Consider the following 13,559-nt stretch of genomic DNA (forward strand, 5'->3'; position numbering starts at 1 on the left):
GCCGCGAACGCAGGGGACCACGCGCTCAGCGACGGTAACGCAGGTCGTTCGGGGGCGAGGTTTTTCTCGCCCAGCGACTTCTGAGCGTAGCGAAGTGAGCTGGGGAGAAATGCCTCGCCCCCGAACGACCGGACTACTTGCCCTCCTTCGAGCGCGTGGTCTGGATCATGCGGTTGATGGCGTTCACGTAGGCCTTGGCGCTCGAGACGATGATGTCGGTGTCGGCGCCGCGGCCGGTGTAGACGCGGCCGTCGTCGGCCGTGATGCGGACCGTGACCTCGCCGATCGCGTCGATACCGCGCGTGATGGCCTTGATCGAGAACTCCGCGAGGTCACCGTGGACTGCCACGACCTTGTCGACCGCCTGGTAGGCAGCGTCGACGGGGCCGGTGCCGGTGGCTGCCACCACGTGCTTGACGCCCAGCTCGTCGGTGATCGTGGCCGTGGCCGTGGGGATCAGCGGGTCGCCGCAGGAGACCTGCAGGGCGTCGAGGGTGTAGACGGCGGCCACGTCGCGCTGGCGCTCCTGGACCATCGACTCGAGGTCCTCGTCGTAGACCTCCTTCTTCTGGTCGGCGATCTCCAGGAAGCGCTCGTAGATCTCGTCGAACTCGGCGTCGTCGAAGGTGTAGCCCAGCTCGGAGAGGCGGTGGCGCAGGGCGGCGTGGCCGGAGCGGGCCGAGAGGATGATCTCGGAGCCGGCGGCGCCCACGTCGGCCGGGTCGATGATCTCGTAGGTGTCGCGCGCCTTGAGGACGCCGTCCTGGTGGATGCCGGAGCTGTGCGCGAAGGCGTTGGCGCCCACGATGGCCTTGTTGGCCTGCACGTTCATGCCCGTGATGCGGCTCACGAGGTGGCTCGCGCGGGTGAGCTCGGTGGTCACGATGTCGGTGTGGGCGTCCAGCTCGTCGCCGTGCATCTTGATGGCCATGACGACCTCCTCGAGCGCGGTGTTGCCGGCGCGCTCGCCCAGGCCGTTGATCGTGCACTCGATCTGGCGGGCGCCGTTCTTGACGCCCTGCAGCGCGAGCGCCGTGGCCATGCCCAGGTCGTTGTGGGTGTGCACGGAGATGATGACGTTCTCGATGCCGATGACGTTGTCGGCGAGGCTCTTGATGCGCGCGCCGAAGTCCTCGGGCAGCTGGTAGCCGGTGGTGTCAGGGATGTTGACCACGGTGGCGCCCGCGTTGACGGCGGCCTGGATGACGCGGATCAGGAAGTCCTGGTCGGCACGGCCGGCGTCCTCGGCGTAGAACTCCACGTCGTCCACGTACTGCTTGGCGTACTTCACGCAGTGCGTGGCGCGCTCGATGCACTCCTCCTCGGTGATGCGGAGCTTCTCCTTGAGGTGGCTCGGCGAGACGCCCAGGCCCGTGTGGATGCGCGGGCGCTTGGCGGTCTTGAGAGCCTCGGCGGCGCGGTCGATGTCCTTGTCCACGGCGCGCGTGAGGCCGCAGACCACGCAGGAGTCGCCGGCCAGCCGGCCGATCTCCTGAACGGAGCGGAAGTCGCCCGGACTCGAGATGGGGAAGCCCGCCTCGATGACGTCGACGCCCATGCGGATGAGCTCCTGGGCCACGACGAGCTTCTCCTCGGTGTTCATCGAGGCGCCCGGCGACTGCTCGCCGTCGCGCAGCGTGGTGTCAAAGATGTGGATCTTCCTGGTCATGTGCGTGCCTTTCTCCTCTGCCCCCAGGGGGTCGGCGGGTGCGGCGGCTGCCAAAAGAACGTGCCGACGCCCCCACGGGACGACGGCACGGTGACGCGCGCTGGGTGTGCGTGACCTAGCGCGCGCCGGCTAGCTTGGTAAGTCGAAGGGAGGCGTCCAGCAGCAGGCCCCGGCCGCCGAGAAGCTCGAGCGCGCGAGCGCACCCGAAGACTTTCGCGTCAGCAGCCTCATGCCGTACCATGCCGAGCCTCCTCGAAGGTCGCGCGTCCCCGCCGGACGCGATTGGTGCGCACTATGGCACAACGCGCGCGCGGCTTGTGAAATGGTTTTGTAACCGAAACAAACGGTTCCGCGAGCGGCCCGTCCGCGGGCGTGACGGGTCGCTACAATGGCCCCGGCGCACGCGCCGAACCGCCGCGACCAAGAGCGACCGAGAGGAACCCATGTACCGCATCATCGCCTGCGACCTTGACGAGACCCTGCTCGACGACGCCGGGCGCATCCCCGAGCGCGTGCGCGCTGCCGTGGCCGCCGCCCGCGAGCGCGGCGCGCGCTTCGTGGTCTCAACGGGACGCCCGTACGTCTCGGCCGGCGGCGTCCTGCGCGAGCTGGGGCTCTACGGCCAGAGCGGCGAGTACGTGATCTCGTTCAACGGCGGCGTCATCACCGAGAACGCCGACATGTGCCCGCTCACCAGCTGCTCGCTGCCGCGCGCCACCGCCGCTGCCCTCTATGCCTACGGCGTGGAGCACGACCTCTGCATGCACGTCTACGCGCTCGAGACCGTCTACATCCGCAACTTCTGGCCCGAGGAGCGCGCCTACGTGGAGGGCCGCATGGAGATCGTGGAGACCGCCGAGCCCACGCTTGCCTTCATGGGCGAGAGGCCCGTGGTCAAGCTGCTCTTCATGAGCCTGGACGCGGAGGTGCTGCACCGGGCGCAGCGGGAGCTGGCCGCCGCGGGCGTCACCGACGGCCTCGAGGTCTGCTACTCCTCCAACCGCTACCTGGAGTTCAACGCGCCGGGCGTGAGCAAGGGCGCCGGCCTGCTCGAGCTGGCCCGCCGCCTGGGCGTGCCGCGCGACGAGACCATGGCCATCGGCGACAACTCCAACGACGTCCCGATGATCCGCGACGCGGGGCTCGGGGTGGCCGTGGCCAATGCGACCGCCGAGGCCAAGGCCGCCGCTGACTACGTCTGCGGGCTCGACAACAACGCCGGCGCCGTCGCCGAGGCCATCGAGAGGTTCGTGCTGGGGGCGTAGGGGCTCTTGGAGCGCCGCCCTTCTCGCCCGCTACTCCCAGGCGGCGCGGCCCATCGTGCGGAAGCGCTCGATCATCTCACCGGTGAGGCTCGTACGGTCGCCGGTGCGCTCCAGCGGCACCTCGTCGCGGCGGAACCAGCGCGCCTCCTTGAGCTCGCTGCGGTCCACGCGGATGGCGGGGTCGCCGTCGACCTCGCACCAGAAGCCGGCGAGCAGCGTGTCGGTGAAGCCCCAGGGCTGGCTCTTGTAGAAGCGAAGGTTGCGGACGCGCAGGCCGACCTCCTCCATCACCTCGCGGCGCACGGTGTCCTCGAGCGGCTCGCCGATCTCGGTGAAGCCGGCCACGAGCGCCCAGAGCGCCGTGGTGCGCCCGGCGTAGCGCGTGAGCACGATGCGGTCGTCGGCCGGATCGTCCGTGCGGTCGATGACGGCGCAGATGACGCCGGGGCAGATCTTGGGGTAGACGATCTGCGCGCAGCTCGGGCACACGATCTCGCGGCTCTTGGGCGCGAGCTGGGTGCGGTGGCCGCAGCGCCCGCAGAAGCGGTTGGCGCGGTACCACCTATCGAGCTGCGCGGCCGTGGCGGCGGCAAAGAGCAGGTGCTGCGGCTCGGCGCGGCGCAGCCAGCTCACGGACTCGTACGAGAAGCCCTCCGGCGCGCCCACCCGCTCGTCGAGCACCAGGAAGAACCGCAGCTCGCCCAGGGAGAACAGATATGTCACGCGGGCCGGGCGGCGCCGGTAGTCGGCCGCGCGCGGCAGCTCGAAGACCTCGCCCGAGTCGCCGGCATCCGCGTCGGAGCCACCCACGTGCGTCACGCGCGCCAGGCACGCGCCGTCCGAAAAGTGCAGCAGGTAGTCCTCGGGGCGCGGCGCGCACGGCTCGAAGTGGTTGTCGAGCGCGTGCGCGGCGTCAAGCTCGTGGATCATCCTCGGCTCCCTTCCGCCGGCGCCCGCCCAGAAGCTCGCTCACGAGCACGGCCACGAAGATCGTCCCAAAGCCCGCGGCGATGCGCGGCGTCACCAGCTCGTGGTAGAACAGCACGCTCGCCACCACCGCGAAGACGCTCTCGAGCGACAGCAGCAGCGACGCCTGCGCGGGTGGGACGTGCGCCTGGCCCACGTTCTGCAGCACCGTGCACACGCACGACGACAGCAGCACCAGGTACGCCAGCGAGACGAGCACGTCGGGGTTGGCAAAGGTCTCGGGCGCGGGCGGCGTCTCCCCCAGCGCGAGCGCCGTGACCAGCGCCACGAGCGCGCCCACCACGAGCTGCACCACCGTGAGCGTCATCACATCGTGCACCGACGAGAAGCGCGCCACCAGCACGATGTGCACGGCGAAGAAGAACGCCCCCACGAGCGTGAGCCAGTCACCGCGGCTCATGGCGAGCGACAGGTCGTCGCCCAGGGCCACCAGCCCCACGCCCACGATGGCGAGAAGCGCCGCGACCACGTTGGTCAGCCCCGGGCGTCGCCGCGCCACGACCCAGTTGAGAAACGGCGTCATCACGCAATAGGTGGCCGTGAGGAAGGCGTTGCGGCCGGGGGTGGTGTCATCCAGGCCGATGTTCTGGACCACGTATGCCGTGCCCCACGCCAGGCCGAGCAGCGCGCCCATGGCGAGATGGCTCGCGTCCAGGTTGTCGCGCAGGCGCCGCCAGAAGAGCGCGCCCACCACCACGGACGCCAGGAGGAACCGTATGGTCATCAGCCACGCCGGCTCGATCGAGTCGAGCGTGTCCTTCATGACCACGAACGAGCCGCCCCAGATGGCGGCGCACCCCGCCAGGGCGAGCTTCCAGCCCCAGCCGGGCAGCCCGGCGCGCGGGCGCGCGATGTTCCTCTCGTTGCTCATGGGTCGCGATTATAGCAAGGCCTGGCTCTTTGCTCTGTATAACATTATGCGATGTGAGTAATATATTGTTATACGTACATCATACATAAGGAGAAGAGACATGACCAGCTATGCCATCCGCGTGGACGAGGACCTCAAGGAGAAGGCCGCCGCCGTGGCCAAGAGCTTCGGGCTCGACCTCGCGAGCGTGACGCGCGCGTTCTGGACCTACATGGTCCGCACCGACTCGATCCCCATCACCTTTGACGGCCGCCAACCCAACGACGAGTCCCTCGAGGCCATCCGAGAGACCGAGGAGATCTTCGCCGCCCACGCCCGCGGCGAGGTCGCGGGGTACGACTCCGTGACGGATATGATCGAGTCCCTGGAGGCGTAGGTGGCCCGTCTGCGACCTCAATATGCCCCGAAGTTCAAGAAAGACTACAAGCGCCTTGCAAAAAGAGGGGTCGACCTCACCTCGTTCCGTGAGGTCTTTGACCTCATCTGCGCCAACACGCTCGCGTCGCTCCAGGAGCTCGTGCGCCGCCACAACATGCACCGGCTCTCGGGCGCCTGGGCGGGCGCAAACGAGTGCCACGTCTGCAACGTCGGCGACTGGCTGCTCGTCTGGACCGTGCGCGACGGGCTCGCGGTCTTTCAGCGCACCGGGACGCACGACGAGATCTTCCGCTGACCGGAGGAGCGACGAAGGCTGTCAGGAAGAAGGCGACTTTGCGAACGCTCCGCCCTTCTCGCCCGCCCGTTTTGCCGTAAACTAGGGAGCGGGCTGGCCGTTTTGGCCACCACACGCCTCTGCCCGACCTGAGGGGGTCGGCACGTTCGCGCCGGCGCACGCCGGCAGAGAGTCACGGAGAGGAGCACTACATGCAGTATTCCGCAGAAGTCGAGAATATGTGCCCCGTTGCCAAGGGCGCATATCACGGCCCCGCGCCCATCCCCGAGGAGGGCAAGTGGGTCCAGGCCAAGGAGATCTCTGACATCTCCGGCTACACCCACGGTGTGGGCTGGTGCGCGCCGCAGCAGGGCGCGTGCAAGCTGAGCCTCAACGTCAAGAACGGCGTCATCGAGGAGGCCCTCGTCGAGACCATCGGCTGCTCGGGCATGACCCACTCCGCCGCCATGGCCGCCGAGATCCTGCCCGGCAAGACCATCCTCGAGGCCCTCAACACCGACCTCGTCTGCGACGCTATCAACGTCGCCATGCGCGAGCTGTTCCTCCAGATCGTCTACGGCCGCACCCAGACCGCCTTCTCCGAGGACGGCCTGCCCGTGGGCACTGGCCTCGACGACCTCGGCAAGGGCCTGCGCTCCATGGTGGGCACCACCTACGGCACCAAGGCCAAGGGCGCCCGCTACCTCGAGCTCACCCAGGGCTACGTGACCCGCCTCGCCCTCAACGACAAGAACGAGATCATCGCGTTCGAGTTCCTGAACCTCGGCAAGTTCACCGACGCCCTCAAGGCCGGCAAGACCCCCGAGGACGCCATCCAGGGCGCCATGGGCCACTACGGCCAGTGGGACAACGCCGTCAAGTACATCGATCCGCGCACGGACGAGGAGACCCACACCGTTGAGTCCTCGTTCCCGGTTCACGAGTAGAAAGGGAGGGATACTCTGATGGCTGTTACGTTTGAGGGCTACGAGCGCCGCATCGACAAGATCAACAAGTGCCTCGCTGAGAACGGCATCTCCTCCCTCGAGGAGGCCCTGCAGATCTGCGAGGACAAGGGCATCGACCCCCGCCAGATCGTCGCCGACACCCAGTCCATCGCGTTCGAGAACGCCAAGTGGGCCTACACCCTGGGCTGCGCGCTCGCCATCAAGCAGGGCGCCAAGAGCGCCTCTGACGCCGCCTCGATCATCGGCCAGGGCCTGCAGGCCTTCTGCGTGCCCGGCTCCGTCGCCGAGGACCGCAAGGTCGGCCTGGGCCACGGCAACCTGGGCGCCATGCTGCTCGGCGAGGACACCGAGTGCTTCGCGTTCCTGGCCGGCCACGAGTCCTTCGCGGCCGCCGAGGGCGCCATCGGCATCGCGATGAACGCCAACAAGGCCCGCAAGAAGCCGCTGCGCGTCATCCTCAACGGCCTGGGCAAGGACGCCGCCCAGATCATCGCCCGCATCAACGGCTTCACCTACGTGAAGACCCAGTTCGACTACTTCACCGGCGAGCTGCACGTCGTGGAGACCATCCCGTACTCCGACGGCCCGCGCGCCGAGGTCAACTGCTACGGCGCCGATGACGTCCGCGAGGGCGTTGCCATCATGTGGCACGAGAACGTCGACATCTCGATCACCGGCAACTCCACCAACCCCACGCGCTTCCAGCACCCCGTGGCCGGCACCTACAAGAAGGAGCGCCTCGAGGCTGGCAAGAAGTACTTCTCCGTGGCCTCCGGCGGCGGCACCGGCCGCACGCTGCACCCGGACAACATGGCCGCCGGCCCCGCCTCCTACGGCATGACCGACACCATGGGCCGCATGCACTCCGATGCCCAGTTCGCCGGCTCCTCCTCGGTGCCCGCGCACGTGGACATGATGGGCCTCATCGGCATGGGCAACAACCCCATGGTCGGTGCGACCGTCGCCTGCGCCGTGGCCGTCAACGCCGCCCTTAACGGCTAGCGACCCCGCGCCATACGCGACTTCGGGCCGTCACCCTCGGGTGGCGGCCCTTTTTTCGGCGTGCGGCGGCTCGTGCTCGGCGAGCGCACGAAATCTGCGCATGAAGTCCCCCAAATGTGCCGAGACGTGGAGAAGGAATGTGCTAATCTCCCCTCTTGGAACGCCGTCTTCCGTCGAGAGGACCTGCCATGGCCGTCGCCACCCTCCCCGTCACCGCCGCAGACCTCGAGCTTGCCCGCGCGCTGCTCGTGGCCGACCCCGAGGCCACGCTCGTGGCCGTCCGCGGAGACGAGGTGATCCGCTGCACCGAGCGCGGCATCAAGCCGCTGCTCGCCTGGGTGCGCGAGGGCCGCGACCTCACGGGCTTCTCGGTGGCGGACAAGGTCGTGGGCAAGGCGCCGGCGCTGCTGTACGCGGCGCTCGGGCCCGCCGCAGTCTTCTCGCCGGTCATGAGCTGGACTGGTCGCGCCGTGCTGCTCTGCGCCGGCGTCGCCACGAGCTATGACGAGCTCGTGCCCCACATCCAGAACCGTGCGCGCGACGGTCAGTGCCCCATGGACGACGCCGTGACCGACGTCTTCGACCCCTACGAGGCCGTGCGCGTCCTGGGCGAGAAGGCCCGCGCGCTCTTCTCCGCGCCGCAGTCCCGCTAAACGAGAGGGCGCGACGCCGCGCGCCGCGCCTGCCGATTCCGCGGCCCCTCTCGATTGGAGCGTGACGTGTCGCTGCTCGCTCGCTTGCGAGCCCTCTCGCCCATGGCGGTGCGGCTCGTCCTCATGCGCCTGTTCGTCTACCTCGGCGTCCAGTGCGCCTACTTCATCGGCGTCGTCGGCACCCTCACCTACGCGCTCGACGGCGGCGTGGGCGACAACGCCCTCGGCGTCGCGCTGCTCAACCTCTTCCTCATCGCGGGCTCCAACGTCGGCGGCACGCTGCTCGACCGCATGGGCCCGCGCCGCTACTTCGCGCTCGTGGTCGCCGCGCTCGTGGGGGCCGCCGTCGTCTTCACGCCCCTGTCGGGAAGTGTGGAGGGCGTGCTCGTCGGTGCCTCGCTGCTCGGCTTTGGCGTGGGCATGGCGGACCTCGTCGCCAAGGCGTTCCCCGCCTACCTCACCGACGACCCGGGCGAGCTCCAGCGCGTGAACGCCGCCATCTACACGGTGTCCAACGTCGCCATCGTCGTGGGGCCGCTGCTCGGCGGGGCGCTCGCAGCAGCGTTCTCGACGAGCGCGGTCTTCTGGCTGCTCGGCGTCTGCGCGGCGCTCTCGGTCGTGCCGGCCCTCGGCTTCCGACCCGCTCGCGACGCGCGGGCGGAGCGTCCCGGCAGCGACGACGGTGACGGCCAGGTGGCGCTCTCCGCGGGCTTCAGCACGGTCTTCGCGACCCCCGCGCTCACGCTGCTCTTCTGGACGTGCTTCCTCTCCTTCTTCGGCTACGGCGCCTTCGACCCGCTCGAGTCGCTCTACTACCGCGACGTCCTGCACGTGGGCGTCGAGTGGATGGGCTGGCTCTCGGCCGCGGCGGGCGTGGGCGGCGTCGTGGGGTCGCTCGCGGCGATGCGCCTTCCGGCGCGCCACGCCACCGTGCGCACCCTGCTCGCGCTGCTCTTCGCGCAGGGCGCCGGCTGCGTGCTGTACGTGGCCACGCCCTGGGTCGGCGTTGCCTGCGCAGGCCAGGTGCTGCTCGGGTGCGCCTTTGGGATGCTCATGCCCCTCAACTCGACGCTCGTGCAGACCCATGCCCCGCTCGACGCAATCGGCCGCGTGAACGCGGTCATGCTCTTCGGCAACAACATCGCGGGCGTGGTCCCGCTGCTCGCCGCCCCCACGCTCGCCCGAGCGCTCGGCGTGCAGGGGGCGCTCCTAGCCGCGAGCGCGCTCGTGGCCCTCACGCCGGTCGGCATCGCCCTCGTGCGCCGCGACGAGGTGCGCGCCCTGGCCGACGAGGAGCGCCGCGCCTCCAGGGATGCCGCGAGTCGCGACACCACTCCGCGGGAGGGCTGAATCGAATCGCCCGGTCACGCTTTGCGCTATCCTGAACGCAGCCAAACGACCCGAGGAGGTCCCATGTCCGACTTCGTTCTCAGCTGCTGCTCCACCGCAGACCTCACGCGCGAGTGGCTCGAGCGGCGCGACATCGCCTACGTCTACTTCAACTACTTCCTGAACGGCGAGCCCTGCAAGGACGACTTTGGCGCCACCAACTCGCCGGCCGAGCTCTACGCCAAGATGCTCGCCGGCGCCGACGCCAAGACCTCGCAGGTGAGCGCCGGCGACTACGCCGACCACTTCGAGCGCTTCCTCGCCGAGGGCAAAGACGTCCTGCACGTGACGCTCTCCTCCGGCATCTCGAGCACCTACAACTCCGCCTGCATCGCGCGCGACCAGCTCGCCGAGAAGTACCCGGACCGCCGCGTCGTCGTCATCGACTCGCTCGCCGCCTCCGCCGGCTACGGCCTGCTCATGGACAAGCTCGCCGACCTGCGCGACGCCGGGATGGGCCTCGACGAGCTCGCCGCGTGGACCGAGGAGCACAAGCTCGAGGTCCAGCACTGGTTCTTCTCGTCCGACCTCACGTTCTTCATCCGCGGCGGGCGCATCTCCAAGGCGGCCGGCCTGGTGGGCGGCATGCTCAACATCTGCCCGGTCATGGACGTGGCGCCCGACGGCTCCCTCGCCGTCAAGGAGAAGATCCGGACCAAGCGCAAGGCCATCGCGCGCGTGGTCGACAAGATGCGCGAGCTGGCGCAGGACGGCGAGGGCTACGCGGGCAAGTGCTTCATCTCGCAATCCGAGTGCGCCGACGACGCGCGCGAGGTCGCGCGGCGCATCGAGGAGGCCTTCCCCAACCTCGACGGCAAGGTCGAGATCTTCCCGATCGGTGCCACCATCGGCGTCCACACCGGCCCGGGCACCGTGGCCACCTTCTTCTGGGGCAAGCCGCGCGCGTAACGGCACCGCGCGGCCTCAATACGGCGCGAATTGGCACTCCACGTCACAAGTTGGGCGGTTTCAGAGGCGCCTCTCAAGTATCACTTGGGAGGTGCCCTTTTCCTACCTGCATGTTTGTGAATGTCAGCTCACCCGCTACTCAAGGGGTCCAAGAAAAACCACCCAACTTGTGAGGGGATGCGCGGCGCGACCGGGCCCCGTCACAGCGGCAGTTCGTAGAAGCGCTGGTAGAGCGCCAGCTCCTCGGGGGTGTTGAGGCTCGAGGCGAGCTCCACGCGGCCGGGGCGCCCACGCTCGGCGAGCAGGCCGGTCTCTCGCAGGCGCGAGGCGAGCCGCCGCGCGGTGCCCTCGCCGCCGTCGAAGAAGCGCACGCCATCCCCCAGCACCGTCGCGATCTGCCGCCGCACGAACGGGTAGTGCGTACAGCCCAGCACCACGGCGTCGACGCGCCCGGCCCACTCCCCCACCAGGTCGCGGATCGTCTCCGTGAGGTCCGGCTCGTCGAGCCCCCCGCGCTCGATGCGCGCGGCCAGCCCCGGGCAGGGCACGGCCACGACCTCGCAGCTACCGCCCCAGTGCGACGCGAGCTCGTGGTACTTCTCCAGGCGCAGCGTGACCTCCGTGGCCATGACGACCACGCGCCCGTGCGGGAACGCGAGCGCGGCGGGCTTGAGCGCGGGCTCGATGCCCACGATCGGCACGTCGGGGTGCGCGGCGCGCAGCACCTCGGCGGCCACGGAGGTCGCCGTGTTGCACGCGATCACGATGGCCTTGGCGCCCTCGTCGAGGAGGCGCCCCACGATGTCGCGGGCCAGCTCGAGCACCTGGGACTCGGTCTTCTCGCCATAGGGGGCGTGTGCGGAGTCGCCGAAGAAGCGGAAGTCCTCGTGCGGCAGCTCGGCCACGAGCGAGCGCAGCACGCTGATGCCACCCACGCCGGAGTCGAAGACCCCCACGAAGCCGTCCGCTCGCCCTGCCATGCCGCCTCCCTTCGCCACCTCCGGTTCAGGATAGCGCATGGGGCGTCGGCGAGCGGCGCGATGCGGCGGGTAATCGGCAGTCGATACTATATTTCTGAGAAAGTATATCGACAGACATAGTAATCTGCCCTACACTCGCCGTACCAGGAACAGCGGACAGGGAGGTGACCCATGGCGACGCGGGATGCCGAGAGCGACCTCATCCGGGGCAACATCGACGCGATCGTGCTCTGCACGCTGACGGGCGGCGACTCCTATGGCTACGAGATCCTCAAGGACGTGGCCGACGCCAGCCAGGGCTCGTACGAGATGAAGGAGCCCTCGCTCTACACGAGCCTCAAGCGCCTGGAGGGGCAGGGGCTCGTTGAGAGCTACTGGGGCGACGAGACCCAGGGGGCGCGTCGCAAGTACTACCACATCACCGGTTCGGGCCGCGAGGAGCTGGCCGAGGCCAAGCGGCGCTGGAGGCGCGCCCGGACCATCATCGACCGACTTCTCAGTCAGGACGGAGGCACACGATGAGCGGGAAGAGCGACATCAGGATGTACGTCGAGCACCTCTTCGAGGGGCGCACGCTCGACGCGGAGACCATCGAGCTCAAGGAGGAGATCTACGGGAACCTCGTCGCGCGCTTCGACGACTACGTGGCCCGGGGCATGAGCGAGGACGAGGCGTACGCCCGCACCTGCGAGGCCGTGACCAGCGTCGACGACGTCATGGGCGCCGGACGGGACGCGGGAGGCGAGAAGGACGCGGGCTCGGACGAGACCGTTGCGCGCCCGGCCGTGGCGGAGGCGGCGCCGGGGCCGGTCGGCGCGGCCGCGCCGCCCCCGGCCGAGCCCGCCCGCCGGCGCTGGAGCGTCGGTCGCGTCGTGGCGGTGGTGGCCGGCGCGCTGGTGGTCGTCGCCGTGGCGAGCGCCGTCGCCTTCGGCGTGTTCGGACGCGGCGCCACGCAGCAGACCAGCGAGGACGTGACCCAGGTCACGGCGCCCTCCGCGACCACCGGCAGCGGCACGGGCACCGGGACCCAGGGCGGCACGGGCACCGCGAACCAGGGCGGCACGAGCGGCGACGGCAGCAACGGCAGCAACAGTGGCGGCACCGGTACCCAGGGCGGTGCCGGCAACGGCAACGGGTACGGTTACGGCGCCCAGGGCGCGACCGGCCTCGACGCCGAGGTCTACGCCCACGACGTCTCGACCCTCTCGCCCTACGCGGGCATGGGGGCCTCCGACGGTCGCTTCCTCGAGATGATGCAGTCGCTGCCGCTGGGCGCCTACGTCACCTCGGCGCAGGGGGACGCCGCCACGGGCACCCTCGACCTCGCCTACGCCTACGACAACCGCGACGCCCTGGCCTATGACGACGACTGCGTGGACCGCGCGCTCGTCTACGACGTGGTCGCCGCGATGGCCGTCTCGCCCGAGGTCAGCACCGTGCGCGTCGTGGAGGAGGAGACCAACCCCTACGACTACGACCGCGACCTGCGCGTCTTCCGTCGCGCGTCCGTCGAGCGCATCCTCGGCCTCACCCTCGGCACCGACCAGCTCACCGCCGACCAGTGGGGCATCCTGCGCGACCAGGTCATGGGCACGCACGCCTGGGACGCCATCTGGGAGAGCTCCGACGTCGACTGACGCGGCCGACGCAATCTGTCAGAATCAGGGGTCGCACCGCACGACCCGACGAAACGGAGACCCATGAGCAACGAGGGCAAGAAGGTCAAGGTCCACTACGTGGGCACGCTCGACGACGGCACCAAGTTCGACTCCTCGCGCGACCGCGGCGAGCCGCTGGAGTTCACCTGCATGGCCGGCCAGATGATCGCCGGCTTTGACAAGGCCGTGCGCGAGATGAAGGTCGGCCAGGTCGTCGACGTGCGCCTCGAGCCCGCCGAGGCCTACGGCGAGCGCGACGAGCGGCTCGTGCAGACCGTGCCCCTCGCGCAGATGCCCGGCGCCGAGAAGCTCTCGGCCGGAGACCGCGTGATGCTCGCCTCCCCCACCGGCCAGCCCTTCCCGGCAGTGGTCGCCGCCGTCGACGGCGACGCCATCACCTTTGACATGAACCACGAGATGGCCGGCAAGGCGCTCAACTTCAACATCGAGCTCCTCGAGGTCGAGGAGTAGCCGAGGCAAAACCACCCCGACAAAGGCGTTGACGCATCTAGAGGCCGGGCGGCGGAGGTGTAGACAATACCGCTTGGCTCGACCA

The 13,559-nt window shown here is 69.3% G+C and carries 16 protein-coding genes; 11 read left to right on the forward strand and 5 right to left on the reverse strand.

Features of this window, described 5'->3' with window-relative positions:
* Nucleotides 1-133 precede the first annotated feature (133 nt).
* Together ACWTSU_RS08030 and ACWTSU_RS08035 are read right to left on the reverse strand one after the other, a co-directional pair.
* On the reverse strand, nt 134-1,669 hold the full coding sequence (locus ACWTSU_RS08030; RefSeq protein WP_455139526.1) for a 2-isopropylmalate synthase: 1,536 nt from the start codon (nt 1,667-1,669) through the stop codon (nt 134-136).
* Between the two features lie 115 nt (nt 1,670-1,784).
* A complete protein-coding gene (locus ACWTSU_RS08035; RefSeq protein ID WP_455139528.1) occupies nt 1,785-1,910 on the reverse strand; it encodes a hypothetical protein in 126 nt (41 codons plus the stop codon).
* Between the two features lie 202 nt (nt 1,911-2,112).
* Between ACWTSU_RS08035 and ACWTSU_RS08040 the strand changes: the two genes are divergently transcribed.
* Nucleotides 2,113-2,934, forward strand: a complete 822-nt coding sequence (locus ACWTSU_RS08040) for a Cof-type HAD-IIB family hydrolase (RefSeq protein ID WP_455139530.1) — start codon at nt 2,113-2,115, stop codon at nt 2,932-2,934.
* A gap of 30 nt (nt 2,935-2,964) precedes the next feature.
* On the opposite strand, the gene nudC is transcribed toward ACWTSU_RS08040, so the two are convergent.
* A complete protein-coding gene (gene nudC, locus ACWTSU_RS08045) occupies nt 2,965-3,864 on the reverse strand; it encodes an NAD(+) diphosphatase (RefSeq protein ID WP_455139532.1) in 900 nt (299 codons plus the stop codon).
* Nucleotides 3,848-4,792, reverse strand: coding sequence for a DMT family transporter (locus tag ACWTSU_RS08050; protein WP_455139534.1), 945 nt, complete (start codon nt 4,790-4,792; stop codon nt 3,848-3,850). Before ACWTSU_RS08050 ends, nudC begins: the two co-directional genes overlap by 17 nt.
* A 100-nt stretch (nt 4,793-4,892) precedes the next feature.
* Between ACWTSU_RS08050 and ACWTSU_RS08055 the strand changes: the two genes are divergently transcribed.
* From ACWTSU_RS08055 to ACWTSU_RS08085, 7 genes are all read left to right on the forward strand, one after another.
* Nucleotides 4,893-5,168: a type II toxin-antitoxin system RelB/DinJ family antitoxin gene (locus ACWTSU_RS08055; protein WP_455139536.1), complete on the forward strand. Its 276-nt coding sequence runs from the start codon at nt 4,893-4,895 to the stop codon at nt 5,166-5,168.
* Entirely contained in the window at nt 5,169-5,465 is a 297-nt protein-coding gene (locus ACWTSU_RS08060; protein ID WP_455139538.1) for a type II toxin-antitoxin system RelE/ParE family toxin, read from the forward strand.
* 191 nt (nt 5,466-5,656) lie between these two features.
* The gene (locus ACWTSU_RS08065; protein WP_455139540.1) at nt 5,657-6,391 is read left to right on the forward strand and encodes an iron-sulfur cluster assembly scaffold protein; all 735 of its coding nucleotides are present in this window, start codon (nt 5,657-5,659) and stop codon (nt 6,389-6,391) included.
* Nucleotides 6,392-6,409: 18 nt separating this feature from the next.
* Complete coding sequence (locus ACWTSU_RS08070) at nt 6,410-7,414, forward strand: GGGtGRT protein (RefSeq protein ID WP_455139542.1); 1,005 nt, start codon at nt 6,410-6,412, stop codon at nt 7,412-7,414.
* 188 nt (nt 7,415-7,602) lie between these two features.
* The gene (locus ACWTSU_RS08075) at nt 7,603-8,067 is read left to right on the forward strand and encodes a DUF1893 domain-containing protein (protein WP_455139544.1); all 465 of its coding nucleotides are present in this window, start codon (nt 7,603-7,605) and stop codon (nt 8,065-8,067) included.
* Nucleotides 8,068-8,133: 66 nt separating this feature from the next.
* Complete coding sequence (locus ACWTSU_RS08080; RefSeq protein WP_455139546.1) at nt 8,134-9,417, forward strand: MFS transporter; 1,284 nt, start codon at nt 8,134-8,136, stop codon at nt 9,415-9,417.
* Nucleotides 9,418-9,480: 63 nt separating this feature from the next.
* Nucleotides 9,481-10,365, forward strand: coding sequence for a DegV family protein (locus ACWTSU_RS08085; RefSeq protein ID WP_455139548.1), 885 nt, complete (start codon nt 9,481-9,483; stop codon nt 10,363-10,365).
* Nucleotides 10,366-10,565: 200 nt separating this feature from the next.
* On the opposite strand, the gene murI is transcribed toward ACWTSU_RS08085, so the two are convergent.
* Nucleotides 10,566-11,345 (reverse strand): glutamate racemase, encoded by a 780-nt coding sequence (murI, locus tag ACWTSU_RS08090; RefSeq protein WP_455139550.1) that lies wholly within the window; start codon nt 11,343-11,345, stop codon nt 10,566-10,568.
* 171 nt (nt 11,346-11,516) lie between these two features.
* Here murI and ACWTSU_RS08095 point away from each other — a divergent pair, with 171 nt between their 5' ends.
* From ACWTSU_RS08095 to ACWTSU_RS08105, 3 genes are all read left to right on the forward strand, one after another.
* On the forward strand, nt 11,517-11,867 hold the full coding sequence (locus tag ACWTSU_RS08095) for a PadR family transcriptional regulator (RefSeq protein WP_455139552.1): 351 nt from the start codon (nt 11,517-11,519) through the stop codon (nt 11,865-11,867).
* Nucleotides 11,864-12,982 (forward strand): hypothetical protein, encoded by a 1,119-nt coding sequence (locus ACWTSU_RS08100; protein ID WP_455139554.1) that lies wholly within the window; start codon nt 11,864-11,866, stop codon nt 12,980-12,982. Before ACWTSU_RS08095 ends, ACWTSU_RS08100 begins: the two co-directional genes overlap by 4 nt.
* Nucleotides 12,983-13,045: 63 nt before the next feature.
* Nucleotides 13,046-13,474, forward strand: coding sequence for an FKBP-type peptidyl-prolyl cis-trans isomerase (locus ACWTSU_RS08105; RefSeq protein WP_455139556.1), 429 nt, complete (start codon nt 13,046-13,048; stop codon nt 13,472-13,474).
* The last annotated feature ends 85 nt before the right edge of the window (nt 13,475-13,559 follow it).

The organism is Thermophilibacter sp. (assembly GCF_966187215.1).

Excerpts from the sequence above, each read along its gene's own strand:
- ACWTSU_RS08030 (WP_455139526.1), bottom strand. The coding sequence starts at position 1,669 with ATGACCAGGAAGATCCACATCTTTGACACCACGCTGCGCGACGGCGAG.
- ACWTSU_RS08035 (WP_455139528.1), bottom strand. The coding sequence starts at position 1,910 with ATGGTACGGCATGAGGCTGCTGACGCGAAAGTCTTCGGGTGCGCTCGC.
- ACWTSU_RS08040 (WP_455139530.1), top strand. The coding sequence starts at position 2,113 with ATGTACCGCATCATCGCCTGCGACCTTGACGAGACCCTGCTCGACGAC.
- nudC (WP_455139532.1), bottom strand. The coding sequence starts at position 3,864 with ATGATCCACGAGCTTGACGCCGCGCACGCGCTCGACAACCACTTCGAG.
- ACWTSU_RS08050 (WP_455139534.1), bottom strand. The coding sequence starts at position 4,792 with ATGAGCAACGAGAGGAACATCGCGCGCCCGCGCGCCGGGCTGCCCGGC.
- ACWTSU_RS08055 (WP_455139536.1), top strand. The coding sequence starts at position 4,893 with ATGACCAGCTATGCCATCCGCGTGGACGAGGACCTCAAGGAGAAGGCC.
- ACWTSU_RS08065 (WP_455139540.1), top strand. The coding sequence starts at position 5,657 with ATGCAGTATTCCGCAGAAGTCGAGAATATGTGCCCCGTTGCCAAGGGC.
- ACWTSU_RS08070 (WP_455139542.1), top strand. The coding sequence starts at position 6,410 with ATGGCTGTTACGTTTGAGGGCTACGAGCGCCGCATCGACAAGATCAAC.
- ACWTSU_RS08075 (WP_455139544.1), top strand. The coding sequence starts at position 7,603 with ATGGCCGTCGCCACCCTCCCCGTCACCGCCGCAGACCTCGAGCTTGCC.
- ACWTSU_RS08085 (WP_455139548.1), top strand. The coding sequence starts at position 9,481 with ATGTCCGACTTCGTTCTCAGCTGCTGCTCCACCGCAGACCTCACGCGC.
- murI (WP_455139550.1), bottom strand. The coding sequence starts at position 11,345 with ATGGCAGGGCGAGCGGACGGCTTCGTGGGGGTCTTCGACTCCGGCGTG.
- ACWTSU_RS08095 (WP_455139552.1), top strand. The coding sequence starts at position 11,517 with ATGGCGACGCGGGATGCCGAGAGCGACCTCATCCGGGGCAACATCGAC.
- ACWTSU_RS08100 (WP_455139554.1), top strand. The coding sequence starts at position 11,864 with ATGAGCGGGAAGAGCGACATCAGGATGTACGTCGAGCACCTCTTCGAG.
- ACWTSU_RS08105 (WP_455139556.1), top strand. The coding sequence starts at position 13,046 with ATGAGCAACGAGGGCAAGAAGGTCAAGGTCCACTACGTGGGCACGCTC.